General features: G+C 42.4%; 18 protein-coding genes. 5 read left to right on the top strand and 13 right to left on the bottom strand.

From position 1 onward, the window contains the following. Positions 1-53: 53 nt before the first annotated feature. The gene (locus IGI78_RS07480) at positions 54-677 is read right to left on the bottom strand and encodes a DUF47 domain-containing protein (RefSeq protein WP_077453729.1); all 624 of its coding nucleotides are present in this window, start codon (positions 675-677) and stop codon (positions 54-56) included. 12 nt (positions 678-689) lie between these two features. Further along, positions 690-1,745, bottom strand: coding sequence for an inorganic phosphate transporter (locus tag IGI78_RS07475; RefSeq protein ID WP_081118972.1), 1,056 nt, complete (start codon positions 1,743-1,745; stop codon positions 690-692). Positions 1,746-1,982: 237 nt separating this feature from the next. On the opposite strand from IGI78_RS07475, the gene rpsT reads away from it, so the two are divergent. After that, the gene (gene rpsT / locus IGI78_RS07470) at positions 1,983-2,237 is read left to right on the top strand and encodes a 30S ribosomal protein S20 (RefSeq protein ID WP_005230162.1); all 255 of its coding nucleotides are present in this window, start codon (positions 1,983-1,985) and stop codon (positions 2,235-2,237) included. 52 nt (positions 2,238-2,289) lie between these two features. On the opposite strand, the gene holA is transcribed toward rpsT, so the two are convergent. The 6 genes from holA to IGI78_RS07440 all read right to left on the bottom strand — a co-directional run bounded on the left by holA (position 2,290) and on the right by IGI78_RS07440 (position 9,933). Then, the gene (gene holA / locus IGI78_RS07465; protein ID WP_288362188.1) at positions 2,290-3,309 is read right to left on the bottom strand and encodes a DNA polymerase III subunit delta; all 1,020 of its coding nucleotides are present in this window, start codon (positions 3,307-3,309) and stop codon (positions 2,290-2,292) included. A 31-nt stretch (positions 3,310-3,340) separates the two neighbouring features. Further along, entirely contained in the window at positions 3,341-5,584 is a 2,244-nt protein-coding gene (locus IGI78_RS07460; RefSeq protein WP_140966293.1) for a DNA internalization-related competence protein ComEC/Rec2, read from the bottom strand. Continuing rightward, a complete protein-coding gene (locus tag IGI78_RS07455) occupies positions 5,556-6,053 on the bottom strand; it encodes a ComE operon protein 2 (RefSeq protein WP_140966294.1) in 498 nt (165 codons plus the stop codon). The genes IGI78_RS07460 and IGI78_RS07455 overlap by 29 nt, the downstream gene beginning before the upstream one ends. 93 nt (positions 6,054-6,146) lie before the next feature. Continuing rightward, complete coding sequence (locus IGI78_RS07450) at positions 6,147-6,788, bottom strand: ComEA family DNA-binding protein (protein WP_140966295.1); 642 nt, start codon at positions 6,786-6,788, stop codon at positions 6,147-6,149. A 119-nt stretch (positions 6,789-6,907) separates the two neighbouring features. Next, positions 6,908-7,948 carry a CAP domain-containing protein gene (locus tag IGI78_RS07445; protein ID WP_140966296.1) on the bottom strand — a complete coding sequence of 347 codons (1,041 nt, stop codon included), beginning with the start codon at positions 7,946-7,948 and terminating at the stop codon, positions 6,908-6,910. Between the two features lie 200 nt (positions 7,949-8,148). Further along, the gene (locus IGI78_RS07440) at positions 8,149-9,933 is read right to left on the bottom strand and encodes a penicillin-binding transpeptidase domain-containing protein (RefSeq protein ID WP_229045598.1); all 1,785 of its coding nucleotides are present in this window, start codon (positions 9,931-9,933) and stop codon (positions 8,149-8,151) included. A gap of 185 nt (positions 9,934-10,118) precedes the next feature. Between IGI78_RS07440 and IGI78_RS07435 the strand changes: the two genes are divergently transcribed. Continuing rightward, entirely contained in the window at positions 10,119-10,787 is a 669-nt protein-coding gene (locus IGI78_RS07435; protein WP_140966298.1) for a response regulator transcription factor, read from the top strand. Beyond that, positions 10,777-12,219, top strand: a complete 1,443-nt coding sequence (locus IGI78_RS07430; protein WP_195265846.1) for a sensor histidine kinase — start codon at positions 10,777-10,779, stop codon at positions 12,217-12,219. Before IGI78_RS07435 ends, IGI78_RS07430 begins: the two co-directional genes overlap by 11 nt. Positions 12,220-12,291: 72 nt before the next feature. Here the strand turns inward: IGI78_RS07430 and IGI78_RS07425 are convergent, their stop codons facing one another. The 5 genes from IGI78_RS07425 to IGI78_RS07405 all read right to left on the bottom strand — a co-directional run bounded on the left by IGI78_RS07425 (position 12,292) and on the right by IGI78_RS07405 (position 17,249). Further along, the gene (locus IGI78_RS07425; protein WP_005230151.1) at positions 12,292-12,909 is read right to left on the bottom strand and encodes an HAD-IA family hydrolase; all 618 of its coding nucleotides are present in this window, start codon (positions 12,907-12,909) and stop codon (positions 12,292-12,294) included. Between the two features lie 216 nt (positions 12,910-13,125). Beyond that, positions 13,126-14,718, bottom strand: coding sequence for a TPM domain-containing protein (locus IGI78_RS07420; RefSeq protein WP_140966299.1), 1,593 nt, complete (start codon positions 14,716-14,718; stop codon positions 13,126-13,128). A gap of 140 nt (positions 14,719-14,858) precedes the next feature. Then, the gene (locus tag IGI78_RS07415; protein WP_140966300.1) at positions 14,859-16,208 is read right to left on the bottom strand and encodes a PFL family protein; all 1,350 of its coding nucleotides are present in this window, start codon (positions 16,206-16,208) and stop codon (positions 14,859-14,861) included. Positions 16,209-16,216: 8 nt separating this feature from the next. Continuing rightward, positions 16,217-16,483 (bottom strand): ACT domain-containing protein, encoded by a 267-nt coding sequence (locus IGI78_RS07410; protein WP_081118964.1) that lies wholly within the window; start codon positions 16,481-16,483, stop codon positions 16,217-16,219. Positions 16,484-16,586: 103 nt separating this feature from the next. Next, a complete protein-coding gene (locus IGI78_RS07405; RefSeq protein WP_140966301.1) occupies positions 16,587-17,249 on the bottom strand; it encodes a 2,3-bisphosphoglycerate-dependent phosphoglycerate mutase in 663 nt (220 codons plus the stop codon). A gap of 415 nt (positions 17,250-17,664) precedes the next feature. Here IGI78_RS07405 and IGI78_RS07400 point away from each other — a divergent pair, with 415 nt between their 5' ends. Continuing rightward, positions 17,665-19,146 (top strand): ABC transporter permease subunit, encoded by a 1,482-nt coding sequence (locus IGI78_RS07400; protein WP_140966303.1) that lies wholly within the window; start codon positions 17,665-17,667, stop codon positions 19,144-19,146. Continuing rightward, positions 19,139-19,861 (top strand): amino acid ABC transporter ATP-binding protein, encoded by a 723-nt coding sequence (locus tag IGI78_RS07395; protein ID WP_005230134.1) that lies wholly within the window; start codon positions 19,139-19,141, stop codon positions 19,859-19,861. Before IGI78_RS07400 ends, IGI78_RS07395 begins: the two co-directional genes overlap by 8 nt.

Below are 19,861 nucleotides of genomic sequence, written 5' to 3'. Positions count from 1 at the left end.
ATTTCAATGCTGCAATAGTTGCTCTTTTTTCGTTAAATAGAATTCTTATTCCATCACGTGTTTTTGATTACCATACCGTCAATAATATCAACCGCACTTTCGGTGTCGTTGATGATGGATTCAAAACGATCATAAATATCTTTCCATTTAATGATTTCCAGCACATCCGTTTCGTCTGTAAACAACGCTTTCTTCATTTTTGAATACAAAAGATCTGCTTCTGATTCAATCGTATTCACATCATTGATCATTTGACGCAACGTTTTTGAATTTTTGAACTTAGGAAATTCTTTTAAGGCCGTTTCAACGCCTTGTGTCGCTTGAACGATCATTTCAGCAAATAAGTTCGTCTCGGGGCGGATCTTTGTAATGACCAAATTCTCAAATAAATAAGTCAGTCCCATAATGCCATCCAAAATATCATCTAAGCGCTCAGAGATGACCAAGATGTCTTCGCGATCGATCGGTGTGATAAATGAGTCGTACAACTCATTCGTTAGCTCAGCGATCACTTTATCCCCTTCTTTTTCTAATCCATGAATCTCGGCTGCTGCTTCACTTAACGCTGTTTCAGAGTAATCATTGATCAACAGCGAAAAACGTTTCGCAGCTAGATGACCATTTGTTGCCAACTGCTCCATTGCTGCAAAATAATCGAATCCTTTTTTTCGTGCCATTTCTTTCTCTCCTTACAAAATTAGCAATAAAAATTTGACCATTAGAAACGCAATCAATCCACAGCCAGGAAAGGTTAAAATCCAAGCATAGATCATTTCTTTTACAATGCGCCAATCAACGCTAGAAAAACGCCGAGACGCTCCAACGCCCATGATAGCGGTCGTTTTCGTGTGCGTTGTTGAAACTGGGATACCAAATACAGAAGACAAGAACAAACAGATTGCTGCAGTAACATCTGCAGAAAAGCCTTGGTATTTTTCCAGCTTTACCATATCCATTCCCACTGATTTGATGATCTTCATCCCACCGACCGATGTACCGATCCCCATGGTCAATGAGCAAAGAACCATCACCCACAGTGGGATCGCAAAGCCATTACCAGTCTTTTCAGCAAGATTGTTGTAAAAAAGGCCTAACATGAACACACCCATGAATTTTTGGCCATCTTGGGCACCATGCAAGAAGGCATTGGCACCAGCCGCAATGGCTTGCCCAACCGTAAAAATTTTGTTGGCTTTTCGCCGTTGCGTATCACGAAAGAGCCAAACGATCAGTTTTGTGATCAAAAATCCACCAATAAACCCCATTAACGTAGACACAACGAGTCCGATCAAGACTTTCAGCCATTCTTCACCGTTGACTGCATGTAAACCACCCAGAGCCATGGCAGCTCCTGTCAATCCCGCGATCAATGCGTGAGATTCACTGGTTGGGATCCCAAAGTACCAAGCAGCGACCGTCCAGACGACAATCGAGAATAAGGCAGCGGCTAAAGCAATCTGCGAGACTCGAAAGCTTCCACCTGAGTCAAATGTCACAATGTTGCTGATCGTTTCTGCTACTTGCGCATTAAAATACGTCATCACCAGTACACCTAAGAAATTCATGACGACCGCCATGCCAATGGCGATATTTGGACGTAAGACTCTTGTTGAGACCGCGGTTGCAATAGCATTAGGCGCATCCGTCCAGCCGTTGACGAAAATCACCCCTAATGACAAGACAATCGTTAGAAACAAAGCGATATTCACATAGATTCCCCCATTTAAAAATTCCGAAGTAATCATAGCATAGAAAGCTCTTTCTGTGTAAACTTTTTATAACTATTCTGTAAAAAATGTGTAAAGAAGTATTTTTAAATTCCATAAAGTAAAAAATAGCGTGACCGAAAAATCATTTTTTTGTGTTAAGTAAAATTTCTTTACAACTTTTATTGCAATCACTCTTGGCATTAGGTATAATGACTAGTGTTGATTTATACGTTTTCTAAACGTAATTGAACTTTTTTTTCGGAGGTGAAATACATGCCAAACATTGAATCTGCAATCAAACGTGTTCGCACAAGCGAAGCGGCTAATGCTAAGAATTCATCTCAAGTAAGCACAATGCGTACAGCAATCAAAAAATTTGATCAAGCTGTTGAAGCTGGTGCTGATAACGTAGATGCGTTATATAAAGATGCTGTTAAAGCAATCGATATGGCTGAGACTAAAGGATTGATCCACAAGAACAAAGCTAGTCGCGACAAATCTCGTTTAAGTAAAAAAATTGCAAAATAAGCAAATTAAGAAAGGCGCAGCAATCGATGATTGCTGCGCCTTTCTTTTTGACTTACTGTTTGCCATGTTTTAAAACAAATAGCTGGAACAAATACTCTTTGTCCATCTGACCACTTTTTACTAAGTAATCATTTTCGATCAATTCACTATATAGTGCTGCTAATTGCTTTTCTCCAAACCCACGAGCTTGCTGCATCGCTAACTTCACTCGGTACGGATGAATCCCCAACGTTTCTGCGATATTGGCTTGCTGGTAGCCAATTTTCATCAAAATCGCCGCCTGTAACAGCAGACGGACTTGGCTGATCAAGATAGCATTGATCTTGATCGTCTCTTCCCCTTGCAATAATAGATCGTCATACAAGCGCAACGCATCCGATACGTTCCCCTTTAAGACATCGCTGGTTAATTCAAAGACATTGTGTTCCAACGTCTTAGGGATCAACTGCAAGACGATCTCCTTCGTGATTTTATTGCCATTTCCAGCATACAACCGTAGTTTCTGTAACTCCTGCATCGCTTTTGAAAGTTGCAGATCCGTTAACCGTAAAAACAAATCAAACGCCTCTCGGCTCATCTCGATGCCGTCATTGGCCAACGACTGTTGGAGATACTGACGCACGTCGGCTTCTTTCATAGGTGCGACATCAATCACAACTGCGGCTTTCTTCAGCTGCTTAGTAATTTTTTTCCGTTCATCTAATTTATCGACATCTGCAAAAATCACCATTACCGATGATTCCAATGGGTCTTTGATATAATTCAAGAAATCATCTAGGTCATGCTCAGGTGCATTGCTCTTTTTTTCAGCCGTTAAGAAAAATGGCCGCTCGACGAAAAGTAAGCGCTGATCGCCAAAAAAAGGCAACGATTGGGCTTCTTGGATCACCATATCAAGGGGATCTTTCTCCATGTCAAAGGAAGCAAAATTCAGATCATCTTTCCCAACGGAAAAACGCTCCAAAAATGCCGTGCGAACTTGCTCTTGTAAAAACATTTCACTGCCGATGACCAGATAAATCGATTGCAACTCCTTGGTTCGAATTGCATGCAACGCTTTTTGTAATTCCATCGTTCCCCCCGCTTTCATTCTTATCCTACCATTAGTCAATCGGATAGTCTAGCAGCGTTTTTATCAAAAATGATTGTTGTTTTTCAGACCAAATAAATTGGATCATGCCTTGCTGATCGGTTCGCAAAACGGTCTGATTTGCCAACGTTTCCAGCACCTCTTCATGAGGATGCCCGTACCGATTTTTCCGTCCACTTGAAACGATCCCGAATTGGGGATCGATTGCCGTAACAAACTCAGGTGCCGTAGAGGTTCGACTGCCATGATGCCCTAGTTTCAAAACATCAGCTTTAAGATTCGGATAATCATAAATCAACTTTTTTTCCCCAGCTTGTTCGAGATCACCAGTAAACAAAAATGTTTTATCCCCTACCTTGGTTTTAATCACCATCGAATCTTCGTTTTGTCCTGCACCTGATTCTGGTGCCAATACTTGCAACTGAAGGAAATCACCCACCACTTGGCCAACCGTCGTCCAAACAACGCTTGTCTGCTTAGGGAGCTCTTTTAATAGCTTGGCAATCCGGTGATCTTGTTCACTTCCTGGTACAAGATATAACGTTTCAACGGGGATCGCCTTCATTAATGCTAGTGCGTCCCCCATATGGTCCGTGTCCCCATGAGTTAGAAACAAACCAGTAATCTTCCTGACTCCCTCCCCCTTCAAAAAAGGAATCAATGTAGATTCCGCGGCAGCTTGTCGTTTACGCTCTTGCCAGTTTTCTTTCGGAAAAGACAAAGAACCTCCAGTATCGATCACATAAACTTCGCGATTCTTTTCTGCCTGCAAAACGATGCTGTCTCCTTGCCCAACATCGACATAGCTAATCGTCGGTACAACGCTGTTTTTTTGGTAGACCGTTGGTATAACGAGTGAGAAACAGATCACCAGCAACCACCGTTTCTTTTGATAAAAAAACAGGCCAAGCAGACAACAGATGCCAGCCAATCCCACAGGTATAGCACCAATTGTCAGGGAAATGCCCCCAACAGCGCCTATAATTATTTCCATAAGCAGCAAAAGTCCTTCGAAAACGACAATCAGCCCCCTGATGGGTGGGAAAAGTGTACTGACCATAAACAATAAAAGACACGCTGGTAGCAAAATTACTTGAAAAAACGGCAGAAAGAAAAACGTCAATAAGCCGCCAAAGAGCGGAAATTCATAAAAAACTGCGACAATGATGGGTGCTGCAAGTACAGGTAAGAATTGGCAACACCAAAACCATGACCATCCAACTGGTCGTTGCATCAGTAGCAAAAATGTCATCAAAAGGCTTAGTTGCCCCGATGTTTGAAGCAATACTTTGGGGTCAACGAATAAAAGTGCTGTCAGGACAATCCCATAGCGATCACTCCCCGATAGGCGTTGAGGAAAAAGGGCGTTCACTTGATTAACAGCCAATGCCAAGACGGCGCGCCATACACTAATGCCACCCCCACACAGACCGATCGCCCCTAAGAAAAAGACCACCAAAGGTAACAACATTTCTTTTTGCGTGAAACCCAATCGGCATAAGATCTCGCGAAACCATTTGAAAAATAAGACGATATGCATTCCTGAAATCGTAAAAAAATGCAACAAGCCACTTGCACTGTAAATTTGTCGCACCTCTTGAAACGCGTGATCTTTAAAACCAAAGAGCAATGCATTGATATAGGTAGCGGATCGTTCAGGAAAAATTCGTTGAACAGAAGAAATAACATCCGCTCGAACTTTTGCAAGCGAAAAGCCTGAGTCTGCTGCTTCCATTCCTACAATTTGCTCGATATGGACTGAGCCAATAATTGATCGACTGGACAGATAGGCAGAATAGTCAAACCCGTGGCGGTTTCGTGGTCTTTCAGGAAGAGAAAAAAATCCTTTCACCAGCAGCTTTCTTCCCCAATCGGATCGATCCTGCCATTGCTGTTTTTCAGTCTCTGAAGAAATCGTGTAATGGCCAATCACTTTACCTGCGGAGGATTTTGCTTCAAACGTAAGCAGATCACCATTGATTTTGATCGTGTCTGGCAGCACATTGACTACCCCTCGATACTCACCTTCTTGTATGTCCCCAGTCCGAAATAGAGAGACGCGGACACTTAACAGCAACAGTCCGACAAAACAAACCATGCACAAAAATGCCTGTCGTTTTAAGACAAGCATCGCGAAATAATAAAGTGCAATGAATCCAAGTAGGATAGACTGCACATAGTATGCAGTCACCGAACAAGCGAAAATAATACTAAGAAATAGAAATGAATCAGTTCTCTTTTGTTGGTTGTGCATCATTCAGCACACCAAAGGATAGTTTTTCGAAGTACACAGGATCGAGTTCAACTTGGTGGACGGAAGCACCTACTTGTTGAATCAATTCTAGTGCATACTGGTTGTTACGATAATCATTCAAATAATGGATCTTTTTAACACCTGCTTGCAAAATGGCTTTCGTACAAGGAAGACAAGGAAAATGTGTTACATAGATTTCAGCATTCTCTGTCGATACCCCTAATTTTGCACATTGCAGTAAAGCATTCATTTCAGCATGAATCGTCCGAATACAATGGTCATCGACAACATAACAGCCATCGTCGATGCAGTGTACATCGCCACTGACTGACCCATTGTAGCCTCCAGCGATGATTCGGCGATCTTTGACTAATGTAGCGCCGACTTCAAGTCGGGAACACGTACTGCGTAAAGACAGTAAAACAGCTTGCGCCATAAAATACTGGTCCCAAGGGATTCTCGTATTGCTCATTCATTTGCTCCTTTGCGATTGATTAGTTCTATTCTAATCGAATTTCTTGAATTTTCAACCGTCATTTCTTAGTATTGCTTACTTTTATTTGGTTCAGTCCGTCACTGTAATCATCTCTTTCAAGGACTCAAAGGTCTTCTCTCCGATGCCTGTGATCTTTTTTAGGTCATCAATCTGTTTAAAAAAACCATATTCTTCGCGGTAAGCGATGATTGCTTCTGCTTTTTTGGCACCCACACCCGGCAGTTCTTGCAGTTGCTGCGCATTGGCTTGATTCAGATTGATTTGTGTCACTACTGTCTGGCTGCTACTTACTCCTGAAGCATTTATCTCCATAAACCCTTCATCCTCTTGATGGAGAACGATCACCATCTGTTGATCTTGCAACACTTGTGCTAAGTTTATCGCTGTTTCTAACGCCTCTTCTGTCAGACCACCTGCTTGTTCGATCAGTTCATACATCCGCGCACCTGATTTTAAGCGATAAATGCCCGGTTGGTGCACTTCCCCTTTGATATCTATGACGATCTCAGATTCTTCATCATGAGGACTATCTTCTTGAAGGGTTCCACCTTCTCCCATTTCAGACGTTTGCCCTGCTGCATCTGCCATTGAATGCCAGTTTGTTTCTTTGTTCTGCGAAAACGGCACAAACCAGATAATCAACAAAACCACCAGCACCGCACCTACAAGTGCAATCCGCCAGTAATCTTTAAGCATTTTCCATCGATCCATTTTCACCACCTCATAGATGAAATACGCAAAAAGTAATCAAGGACAGAAAAAAAGTCAACACTTTCCACGTGTCGACTTTTTCACTAGTTAAGAGTTTCTGTTTCACGCAATTCAGGAATTCACGACGCCGAGCCTCGATGATACAACGTTGTATAATAAGGCTGTTCGCTGGTATCGATCGCAATACCGATCCCCAGGTAGTCATACCCTTCAGTTAAGATCGTTGCCCGATGTCCTTCTGAATTCATTAAGCCTTGGTGAGCGTAAATGCTGCTGGCTTGGCCAAATGCTAAGTTTTCTCCTGCGGCGGTGAAGCTGATCCCGTCTTCTTGCATCCGATCAAAGGGGCTTGACCCATCCAAAGCAATATGATCAAAATACCGATTTTCAGCCATATCTTGGCTATGCTTACGGGCAGTCTCACTTGTTGCAGCACTAAATTCTAATGGCTCCAATCCAAATTTTACTCGAGTCGCATTCGTAAGTTCAAACAGCTGCGTACGCAGACCGCTTAATACCGCTGTCTGATTTTGCCTAAAATCATCTGCATGCAAGACCTCTAGCTCTTGATTGATGATTTGGATCGCGGTCACTGTGTCTTCGGCATGAACATCATAGAAAAAAGTAATCAATTGATCATCATGTAAGAAGAGATCATAGTTCGCATCTGGCTGGATTCGATACCGTCGTGATCCTCGTTGAAAACTTTCTTGACGCGTGCCCATCTGATTACGAACGCTGGCTTTTGAAGACCCGATTCCTAGCGTGTCATCGATATGCAGGGTATCTTGGTTCGTATAGATTCCTTGCGCGATATCATTCTCATCATACATCACCATCATGAAGTTACGAAAATCATCGTGGTAGGATGTCCACGTTAATCCATACCGATTCGCTGATTCATTGATTGCTTCTCCAAAGGTTTCTTCAATCACTTGTCGTGATTCATTGTATAAATGTGTCTGAGCAGGCGTTTCTTCCACTTGTCTGTCTGAAGCATCTTGTGAAAGAGAAAATCGGGAAGAGATAGTTTGAGTGATCTCGTTGAGGCGGGCATCCCGAAAGGCCAAACGACCGTCATGCCATGTGATCATCTGGCTTGCAAAATAAAGAAGCCCGATGAGAAAAATGCTTTTGAATAAGAATTTTAGTTTTTTCATACGACTCCTCCGTCAATGATTTTTTTATCTGCTAGCTGTAAGGCGATCGGTGATCCACTTCACTCATCCTTAGTTTAGATCGCTGAAGAAGCCTTCTTGTCTTTTCTAAAGACTATCATTCCTGTGGGAAGTTGACCAGTTGCAGCATGAAATTTCTTAGATGGTCTATGTCTTTTTAAGCTCCTGTTAAGAAATTTTTTTTACTCACGAAAATTTTGCAGTGCCATCGAACGCTCCATCAAAGGATTGGCGATTTTAGCCAATGTATGACGATCGTACTTTTCTGGACGTTTGATGGTGAGGTAAAGAATAAACTGTGGATCATCCGTTGGATAGATCGAGACCGCCGAATAAATATAATCAAACTCTCCTGTCAGGTAGCCTTGACCATTCTCATTGGCAATCTGAGCTGTCCCAGTTTTGACAGAAATCTCATGGTTCGTTAGTTGGTATACATCATAAGCGGTGCCATAACGTTCATCCGTCACTACATCGGTCATGTATTCCAATACAGCATCAGCCGCTGTTTGTGAAATAGGCTGGGAAACGACTTCTGGAAAAACTTGGGTCTCTTCCCCCACTTGCCGAATCAATTGGGGACGAATCATCTCGCCACCATTGGCAAATGCACTAAATAACTGCATCATCTGCATCTGATTAACACCAATCGCATGACCATATGAATTCATAGCTTGATCAACCCGATTTCTTGAAGGTAAGATACCTGGTACCTCACCGAAAAGCTCACTTCCAGTAACTTTCCCTAGTCCAAAATCAGCTAAATACTGCGCCCATATTTCACCGCCGATCCGCTGCTGAAGACGAACCATCCCTGTGTTGCTAGACCAAGCTAACGCTTGCCGCATCGTCAGCTCACCATTTGCCCCTGAGTCGTGGTCACTGATGAGTCGATCTTCAATCTGCATACTCACTGGATTATAACGTTCCGTGGGATCAAACACTCCTTCATCAATTGCTGTCGCAACGGTTGCCAGCTTCAAGGTCGAACCAGGTTCATACATCTCTTCTGTGAAAAGGTTGCGCCATATAAAATGCGCATCATCAATCCCCTCTTGGGTCTCTGGATGAAAAGTCGGTCTTTGAGCCATCGTTAAAATTTCACCCGTTTTGGCATCCATTAATAAAGCAGTTAAATTTTCTGGCCGCGTTTCTTCCAAAACTTCATCCATCAGAGATTCAGTGAATAACTGCAAATGCGCATCTAATGTCGTCCAAACATCTTGTCCGTCAATGCCTTCTTCAACCGTTTGATTGGTTGCAGGAACAGGATTCCCTGAAGCATTGACTTGAAAGGACTCTCGCCCGTTTTGATTGCTCAGGAAATGGTTCATTACATATTCTAACCCAGATACACCGACACGAATCTCTTCATCATCTGAGGTCGTGCCTATCAAATGTGAAGAAAAGATGCCATTCGGATAGCTGCGACTTGTACGAGCCTCGAAATAAATGCCATTGATTCCAGCTGCATCAAGGGCCGATTGAATTTGATTTCTAATAGTCACACTTAGACCACTCCCCACACTGCCAAATTCCACTTGATATGCAGGTGGTTCCGTTTGATTCACACCGTTTGTCAAAATAGTCAAAACTTGATCGTTTGAAATAGGTAAATACTCTGAAAGAATCGTTGCTGTTTCCTCAAAATTCTCTCTGCCTAGATACATAGGTCGTCCATTATCAATGTAATCTTCAGAAAGAATTGCTCGAACAGTATAAGAAAGAACGTCTTGTGCAATCACAGACCCTTGTCGATCAAAGATTGAGCCTCGCCTTGTTTCAATCGGTCTGGAACGATAATACAAATGTTCTATTCTTTCAGACAAAGAGACGCCTGCGATGACGCCAACTTGAACAATGTAAATCAGACGTGCAGAGAACCCCATAAAAAGTACAAAACTGATGATGTACAACCAATGACCGACTAGCTTACGATTTTTTTTCGCTTTATTCTTATTTAGCATGCGAGAGTCATGCATCGTAAAAGCGCCCCTTTCGATCGAATATATCTCTATAGTATTGGGTATTTGTGATAATCCTGTGAGGGAAAGAACAATTATTTTTCAAAAGGGCATTTCCCTGTCAAACTAACCAGCACGCTGTGATATAATTTAAAAAATATAATTTAATTGTTAGGATGTGACCAAAATTGCAAAAATTATTGATTGTTGATGATGACACCCATATGCGTGCCTTAGTGAAAACCTATGCGGAGATCGAAGGCTACCTTTGTTTTGAAGCATCAGATGGAAATGAAACACTGGAAAAACTAGCCAATCGTTCATTTGATTTGATCCTCTTAGATGTCATGATGCCGGGAAAAGATGGCTTTCAGACGCTTTCGGAAATCAGAGGGAGCTGTAACACGCCAGTCATCATGATTACCGCTCGAAAAGAAGAGTACGATAAACTCTTTGGCTTCAATCTTGGTGCCGATGATTACATCGCTAAGCCATTTAGTCCTAAAGAGTTAATGGCTCGCATCAAAGCTGTGTTGAAACGGAGCATTCAGTTTCAGTTCGAAAAGATCGTTTTTGGTGATCTCGAGGTCAATGTTTTTTCACATACCGTGACGATCAAAGGGGAACCTTTGCCGCTAACACCGAAAGAATTTGACCTGCTGGTCTATCTAACGAAAAACAATCATATCGCATTGAGCCGAGAATCTATTTTGGAAGGTGTCTGGGGCTTTGATTATTTTGGTGATACCAGGACAGTGGACACACACATCAAATCGTTAAGAGAGCGTCTAGGCGATTATCGAGAATTAATCCAGACGGTTTGGGGGGTAGGGTATAAATTTGATTATGAAGACTAGTCGGTTAGGATTCAATTATTTCAAAAGCAAATTACTTATTCGACTTTGGTCCGCCAATATGTTGCTGGTCATCATTGGTATCGCTTTTTTATGGACCGTTCAAATTTTACTCTTTGAACCAAATTATATCAACACAACGAAAGAATCACTTCTGGAAACCGTTCAAGAAACAGCTACTTCTCTTGAAGATATGGCAGTAGATCCTACTGGTTTACCAGATGAGCCATTACTTTTCCTCAGTAAAACAATTGTTGGAACTCTCTTCTTAATCGATGATTCCGGTGAAATCCTTTCTGCATATAATAATGGACAGAAACTGAACATAGACGGGTTGAAAAACGAATACAACTGGTTATTATCACATGCGCCAACTGTCCTCAATGGGGAGAGTCTTAGTACCGTAGAAAACTTTGAAAAATCTTCTGCCATTCTTATTGGCGTCCCTATGACTCTTTTCCAACGTCCAGCTGCCCTTTTGCTTTCAAATACCATCACTCAAATCGAAGCGCTTCAGAGGTTGAATCGTCAACAGCTCTTTCTATTCACCATCATATTAACTATTTTTGCGTCAACAATCTCCTTTTTTTTGGCACAACATTTTATTCGTCCAATCAAAACGATCAAAGAAGCTATTGTTCGCCTAACGAAGGGTGAACTTTATTCAGTGCCAAAACTCAACCGTGGAGATGAATTAGGAACACTTTCTGAATCAGTTGCGGATTTAAGCACAGAACTTCAGCGAGTAGACGTGTTGCGAAAAGAAGTGATTGCCAACGTTTCTCATGAACTACGCTCCCCCCTTGCGTTAATCACTGGTTATGGGGAGATGGTACGTGATGTATCTGGAAGCGATGAACGACTTCGAAAAGAACATATGGACCTAATTATCAGCGAAGCCCACCGTATGAGTGCCATGGTCGATGACATCATGGATTTCTCTATTATGCAAGCAGGCTATACACAACTAAAAAATGAAGTTTGGAATACATACGAGGTGGTTTCCTCCGTCGTTGCTTACGCAAGAGGGATCGCCAATCAATATGACATCACTGTCGATTTTGAAGCAGATAGTACGAATGGAAATGCTCTTTTTGATCGCATCAAAATGGAACAAGTCTTGCGTAATTTAATAAACAATGGCATCAACCATACACCAAAAAATGAACGACTCTTGATCAAATTGACGAATACAGCTGCAGGAACAAAAGTTGCTATCATCAACCCTGGAAAAGATATCCCTCCAGAACAACTCGAACTTATTTGGGAAAGATACCAACGCGTCCAACATCAAGCAGGACATAAAGAAGGAACCGGCATCGGCTTAGCGATCGTAAAAACCATTTTGACTTCTCATGCCTTCGAATATGGTGCTGAGTCGAAAAATGGCGTGACTTGTTTTTGGTTTGTTGTGCCGAGACTAGAAGATCAATGAGAACTACGTTTGTACCGTTCATCATGAGTACTGAATGACTTACTTTCTATGCACAAAAAAAGCCTTGATTTCTCAAGACTTAATGATTTCTTGTATTTCAGCCATTGATTGGACGGTATGGTCGGCAGATACATCTTTTAAGAGACCTTCTATATCATAAAATATCGTCTTGACCCCTGCTCCTTGTCCTGCAAAAACATCCATCGTGCGATCACCGATCATGACAGTCTGATCTTTGTCTAGTTGATACTTTTCAACAAGATAAATCAGGGAAGTTGGATCCGGTTTGCGGGGGAAGTTGTTTTCTGGGCCAACGATCTCAACGATCAGGTCTGCCATCTGTTCTTTTTCTAACAACTCTTTCGTTGAGACGACATCGCGGTGGGTCAAAATGTAGTTCTTGCCCCCAGCAGCAACCACGGCTTCTAATGTTTCTTTGGTTCCTGCAAAAGAAAGCGGCAAACGATCATCCAGCGCTTCATTTGCTTTGAATGCTTTAGTGAACTCTTGAAAATCTAAGTTGTATTTTTCAGCAACTTTTTTGGAAGATGAATCTTTCAGTATATAATAAATCTCCGCTGGATCTGGATCAAAGCCATACTCCTTCAATGTCTTGATAAAAGCTTTTAACATGATTGGGTAGCTGTCGTAAAGTGTTCCGTCAAAATCCCATATGTAAGATTGGTACATGATATCCCTCGTTTTCTCCCTTTTTCAAATGAATGAAAGTTCCATTCATTTTCAGTAACTCTAAAAAGTTTACCACACTTTGTTTGGTTTGTCTTATTTATCAAGGGATTTCCTCTACAAGAAAAAACGCCATTGACCATACAATCCTTCCGCTTGCACAAACCTACATGCAAGCGAATGCATTGCAGAACAATGAACGTTCCTCACTACGAAAAATTACCAGCTACCAGAAACACCGCCACCGCTGCTGCTTCCTCCGCTAAAGCCGCCAAAATCATTCGAAGAACTTTGCGTATCGGCAATGACTTGTTCTTGATGGGTCACATGATTATTCATCATTACAAAGAACAACGCCATATTCATACCATGGGGGTCATACTCTTGGCGAGCATTATTCAAAACGGCTGCTCGATCAGAAGCATCAAATGAGGATAATTTGTTCGCTAAATCTGGGTGATTTTGATAAACCTGTTTCAAGTCAACTTGGAACAAGGCATCTGTTTTCACTTCCGCTAGAACATTAGAAACTTCTTTTGGAATGGCTTGTACCATCTCAGGATAGGTCGCTTTTTCCGTCACAAGTTGCGCTAAGTATCGCCCTTGCTCATTGCGTCTTCTGATCTCTTCTTTGGCTTGCTTGGCTATTTCTGCTCGATAAGCATCTGCTAAAGGCAGATTTTCGGGTAACACCGCATCAGTTAAATCGTAGTCTGCCATCCGTTCAGACACTTCCCTGCCTAATTGGGCTTCATAGGTTTTTAAGGTGTCATGTTGTGTAAGGATCACCTGACCGAAATGTTTGACCGTGGTTTTTTTCTTCATCAGCAGATTTGAAAAATAGGCCCCAATTGCCGGATTCGTCAAGGCATGTTGGATGACTCGTTTATCTGCTGTCGACAATCCAGTGACCGAACTCAATTTCGCTGGCACGTAAGTACTCGTCACATACTGCGTAAATGCTTGTTGACAATCTTTGGCTGTCTGATACTGATGGTAACGCTGATAGTTCTTTCTATTGCTAGCCCATTTCAAGAAATCTTTCTGTTGGAAGTGACTATCTTCTAAGAGATGTTTCGGCAACGGCAGGTGCTCTGCAAAACGCTGTTTGGTTTTAAGATGACGAAAACTAATGAACCCTACAAGGCCTGCAGCTGCTGCCGCTACAACACCACTAACGATTTTTCCAATAGTGAACCACATCTGCTTGTTGGCTTCTGCTTCTTGTGCCTGTTTTTCTGCTAACATTTGCTTGCCATCTTGATAGATCGTCCCTAAACCAATCGTTTCATCCGCTTCTTTCATGCGCTGATAGACTTCATTAGAAGCTGCCAATATCGCTGTATCATAATCTTCATCTCGTAATGCGTCTTTGGCATCTTCATCCACTAAATCATCTTCCGATAGCTCACTGAAGACATAGGATAGTCCATCGCCATAACCCAGACGAAATTCACGATCATCAATAGCAAAGAGAAACAATAGTCCATTATTGTCCTCTGGATTTCCTAAACCATACTCATTGAACAGTTCCAAATTACGCTCTTCAATCGATTGCCCATCTAAGGAAGGGATTGTGATCACAGCATATTCTGGCGCTCCGGTCAATGATTGGAACCCCTCTTTATTCAAGGCATCGATCTGTTCGATCGTCTCTTGTGAAAGGACCCCGGCATCATCACGAACAAATGTCTGTCCAAAGGCAATTGATGGTTGAAGGACAAAAAATCCCATCAAACCAATAAAAACCAACATCCCAAGTTGGAAGATTTTCTTCATTTTACCACCCCTTTTTATCGTGTTATCTTTCATTGTATTCGATTCCAAACAAAAAAACATCCGTCTTAGGAATGAAAAAAATAGTAACAGGACCAAAAAACCTTTAAAAGACAGCATTCTGATTAGTCTTTTAAAGGTCACTTCATCATATTTTCTTACAAAATGAACACGAGCTAGTTTTTAAATGAATGGATCGGTGCGGGAATACGGCCGCCACGCAAAATGAAATCGGTAGACTGCGCAGGATTGGTTTTCATCACTGGCGCCGTCCCTAATAAACCACCAAACTCGATGCGATCGCCGATTTCTTTGTCTTTCGCTGGAATGATTCGAACCGCTGTCGTCTTGTGGTTGATGACACCGATCGCTGCTTCATCCGCGATCATTGCGGCGATCGTCTCAGCCGAAGTATCTCCCGGAATCGCAATCATATCTAAACCGACAGAGCAGATTGCCGTCATGGCTTCAAGTTTTTCTAAATTCAATAAACCAGCTTCTACTGCTTTGATCATCCCTGCGTCTTCAGAAACGGGGATAAAGGCACCCGACAGACCACCAACATGGTTGCAGGCCATTACGCCGCCTTTTTTGACTGCATCATTTAACAAGGCCAAAGCAGCTGTCGTTCCGTGGGTACCGACAGATTCTAAGCCCATTTCTTCTAAAATCAATGCCACGCTATCGCCGACTGCAGGAGTCGGTGCCAGCGAAAGATCGACGATCCCAAATGGAACGCCTAAGCGCTCTGAAGCAACGCGCCCGACTAACTGCCCCATCCGTGTGATCTTGAAGGCAGTTTTTTTAACGGTTTCCGCCACGACATCAAAGGACTCCCCTTTGACTTTTTCCAAGGCACGTTTGACGACACCAGGTCCGCTGACACCGACGTTGATTTCCACATCAGCTTCACCGACCCCATGAAAAGCCCCCGCCATAAAGGGATTGTCTTCCACTGCATTGGCAAAAACAACCAGCTTTGCACAGCCCATATCTGATGCTTCAGCAGTCTTCTTGACTGTTTCTCCCATCAAACGCACTGCATCCATGTTGATTCCGGCTTTCGTTGATCCAATATTGACCGACGAACAGACAAAATTGGTTTGTGCCAAGGCTTCTGGAATCGATTCGATCAATGCAAGGTCGCCGCCTTGATAGCCTTTTTCTACTAGCGCACTATAGCCGCCGATGAAATTGACCCCAACTTCTTGCGCCGCTCGATCCAAGGTCTGCGCAACTTTGATACAGTCGGCTGGCGTCGGCTGGCAAGCGGCCACTACGATCGCTACAGGGGTAACCGAAATCCGCTTGTTAATGATTGGAATACCATATTCACTTTCGATCTCTTCGCCGACTTTGACAAGGTCTTTAGCTTTTGTTGTAATTTTTTGAAAAATTTTCTCACAGGTACGATCAATATCGGCGTCAATACAATCCAATAATGAGATCCCCATCGTGATCGTACGAATATCTAAATTTTCTTCTTCCACCATGCGAATGGTTTCAAGTATTTGATTTGTCTCCATAGTGCCTCCTATAATTTGTGCATGGTATCAAAAATTTCTTGATTTTGAATGCTGATTTTCACACCTAATGTCTGACCTACTTGGTGAAGCTCCTCACGAATACCGTCAAAATCCTGATTGGCATCCATGTTTAAAAGCATCATCATCGTGAAGTAATCTTCCATGATCGTTTGGGACACATCTAAAATATTGATTTCTAATTCTGCTAATTTCTGGCTGACACCAGCAATGATCCCAACCTTGTCTTTTCCAATAACGGTTAATACGGCTTTCATATCCTCCCGCCTTTCATTAAATTTTTCTTATTATAGCACAACAAAACCACATTTTCGATGTAACATCAAACGAAAATGCGGTTTCTTCTATAAATGTTCGTTATTACGCCCGTTTAATCAAGTTTGCCTGGCTATCAAACTCATAAATGATCGGCTGTGCGTTAGGAATATCGATCGTATCCATGGCATCTTTGGGCACGTTCTCCAAGTACTTGACTAACGCCCGCAAGCTGTTCCCATGACCAGTAATGAGAATATTCTTATGATCTTTAAGTAACGGAACCACCTGGTCTTGCCAAAATGGGACTACTCGCGCCACCACCATCCCCAGATTTTCGCCCTTAGGTATCAAGCGGGGGTCTAAAGAATCATAGCGGCGGTCTAAATCATTTTCCTCCACATATAAAGGCGGTTCATCATATCCACGTCGCCATTTTTGCACCTGTTCTTTTCCATACTTTGCCACCATCTCACCTTTATTGACCCCTACTAATTGGCCATAATGACGTTCATTTAGGCGCCATGTTTTTATCACAGGAACCCAAAGTTGATTGCTGGCTTCCAAAACGGCATCGCAGGTGATGATCGTTCGTTGAAGCACAGATGCAAAGGCAAAATCAAAAGTAATCCCTAAGGTTTTGATCTGTTCACCCGCAGCCCAAGCTTGTTGTCGGCCTTTTTCGGTCAGAGAAACATCCAGCCACCCTGTCCAATAATTTTCGAAATTTGCTTCACTTTCGCCATGTCGAATCAATACGACCTTCATTCTATCGCCTCCTCTTCTCTTTTATTATCTCAAGAAATCTAGAAAATGTCTTATGTTTCGTTTTTGTCGCTTTGTTTCAACCCACTTCTCATTTTGTCATTGCAGATCCTGGTTCTCGTTTAAGCGAAGATGTTTCCTTTCTTCATTATCCGTTATTTTCTAAGCATCCTTTCAAATAGACGTATTTAGAAAATGGCTGCTGCTCCTTCACCACTTTCTTCTTGCTTGGATTGCAAATAATTTGAATAAATGGTTTGACGCTCTAAAACAATTTTTGACTTTTTTTCTCTGACTTATTGACTTCAACTGATGTTATGCTATGATAGTTTCTATCACTTATATGTATTTTTATACATTTATTAGTTATTATTTGCATTTTTAATAGATGCGTAGAAAAAGTTAAAGGGGCGTTTACATGAAAAGGTTTAGTAAGGGAACTGTTTTATTAGGGATCATCACAGCGTTGCTGCCGTTTTTCTTTGTCGGACAAGCACATGCAGAAGAAACCGATCCAATCTATAAAAAAGTCAAAGAAAATGGTGTATTGGTCGTGGGTTTATCTGCCGATTATGCACCTTATGAATTCCGTGCCAATGTTGACGGAAAAAATGAAATCGTCGGGATCGATATTTCCATTGCCCAAAAAATTGCAGATGACTTAGGGGTCGACCTGAAAATTGAGGAACTTGGGTTTGATGCGTTGTTAGGAGCGTTAAAAACGGGCAAAATCGATGTCGTCATCTCTGGAATGGCTGCTACGGATGAGCGCCGCAAAGAAGTCAATTTCACTGACACTTATATGGAAGTCCAACAGACCGTTTTAGTTCGAGCAGAAGACGCGGATCGTTTCCAATCGACGGCTGATTTTGATGGTGTGGCTGTCGGTGCACAACGTCAAACCACTCAAGAAGAGCTGGCAAATACAGAATTGACTGGCTCCACCGTCACCTCTTTGCAAAGGGTGCCTGATTTGATCACCAATCTAAAATCACGCAAGATCGATGCGATCGTGATGGAAGGTCCCGTCGCCGAAGCTTATGTGACGGCGAATGATACCTTGGCATTAGCCGAAAATGTCACGTTTGAAAACGGCGTGAAGGAGACCGCGATCGCCATCTCGAAAGAAGCGCCAGTTTTACTGGAAAAACTCAATTCCTCCATTGAAACTATCATTAGTAATGATCTTTTAAGCCAATACAAAGAAGATGCCTATCGATTGATGTTTACCGAAGAAGGCACGATCGATGAAGAGCAAAGCTTTTGGGAAAAATATCTGCCTTTTTACATCACTGGAACTGGCTATACGATCTTCCTAGCCTTGGTTGGGGTATTATTCGGCTCTATCGGTGGCAGCTTGTTAGCCTTTATGAAGCTTTCTAAGTCAAAAGCATTGAAAGTCATTGCCGCTGTCTATATTGAATATGTTCGGGGAACACCTTTGTTAGTACAAATATTTATTGTATACTTTGGAACAGGCGTGTTAGGCTTAGAGCTTTCGAAATTAGCTGCCGGCTGTATTGCCTTAGCACTAAACAGTGCCGCCTATGTGGCAGAAATCATTCGTGCCGGGATCAATGCCGTCAATAAAGGACAGCTGGAAGCCGCTCGTTCACTAGGAATGAATCAGATCCAAGCGATGCGCTTCATCATTTTCCCGCAAGCCATCAAAAACATCTTGCCTGCTCTAGGAAATGAATTTGTCACGGTCATCAAAGAGTCTTCGGTCGTATCGGTGATCGGCGTGTCTGAACTGATTTTCCAAACAGGCGTCGTTCAAGGGGCCAGCTTCAAACCATTTTTACCATACGTTATCGTATCATTGATCTACTTTGTATTGACCTTCGCCCTCTCACGTCTATTGGGTGTTGCTGAAAGGAGAATGAAAACTAGTGATTAAAGTTGAAAAATTAGTGAAAACATTTGGCGAGAATACCGTCTTAAAAGAAATCGATCTTGAAGTGACACCTGGTGAAGTCGTTGTGATCATCGGACCCTCAGGAAGTGGGAAAAGTACTTTCTTACGCTGCTTGAACCTTCTTGAACAGCCGACTGGTGGGAAAATCACCTTCGAAGGCAATGATTTATTAGCAAAAGGGGTGAAAATCGATCAGATTCGTCAAAAAATGGGAATGGTCTTTCAAAGCTTTAATCTATTCCCTCATAAAACGGTCTTAGAAAATCTGACTATCAGCCCGATCAAAGTCAAACAGCAAGAGCAAGCCGCTGCCGAAGAGACAGCGAAAGGATTGCTGGAACAAGTTGGCTTAGCTGAAAAAGCAGATAGTTACCCCTCTAGCCTTTCTGGCGGGCAGCAGCAACGGGTCGCTATTGCTAGAGCGTTGGCAATGGATCCTGATGTAATGCTCTTTGACGAACCAACCTCAGCATTAGACCCAGAAATGGTCGGAGAAGTGTTGACGGTTATGCAAGCTTTAGCAGAAAAAGGCATGACGATGGTGGTCGTTACCCACGAAATGGGCTTCGCCAAAGAAGTTGCCGATCGTGTCATCTTTATGGCTGACGGTATCATTCAAGAACAAGGAACACCAGAACAGATCTTTGAGCATCCGCAAAATGCGCGGACACAGGATTTTTTAAGCAAAGTTTTATAG

The organism is Enterococcus sp. DIV1767 (assembly GCF_050542585.1).
GTDB classification, from domain to species: domain Bacteria; phylum Bacillota; class Bacilli; order Lactobacillales; family Enterococcaceae; genus Enterococcus_D; species Enterococcus_D innesii.
Note: the sequence above shows the minus strand (reverse complement) of the source record. Positions and strands in the feature narration are given on the sequence as shown.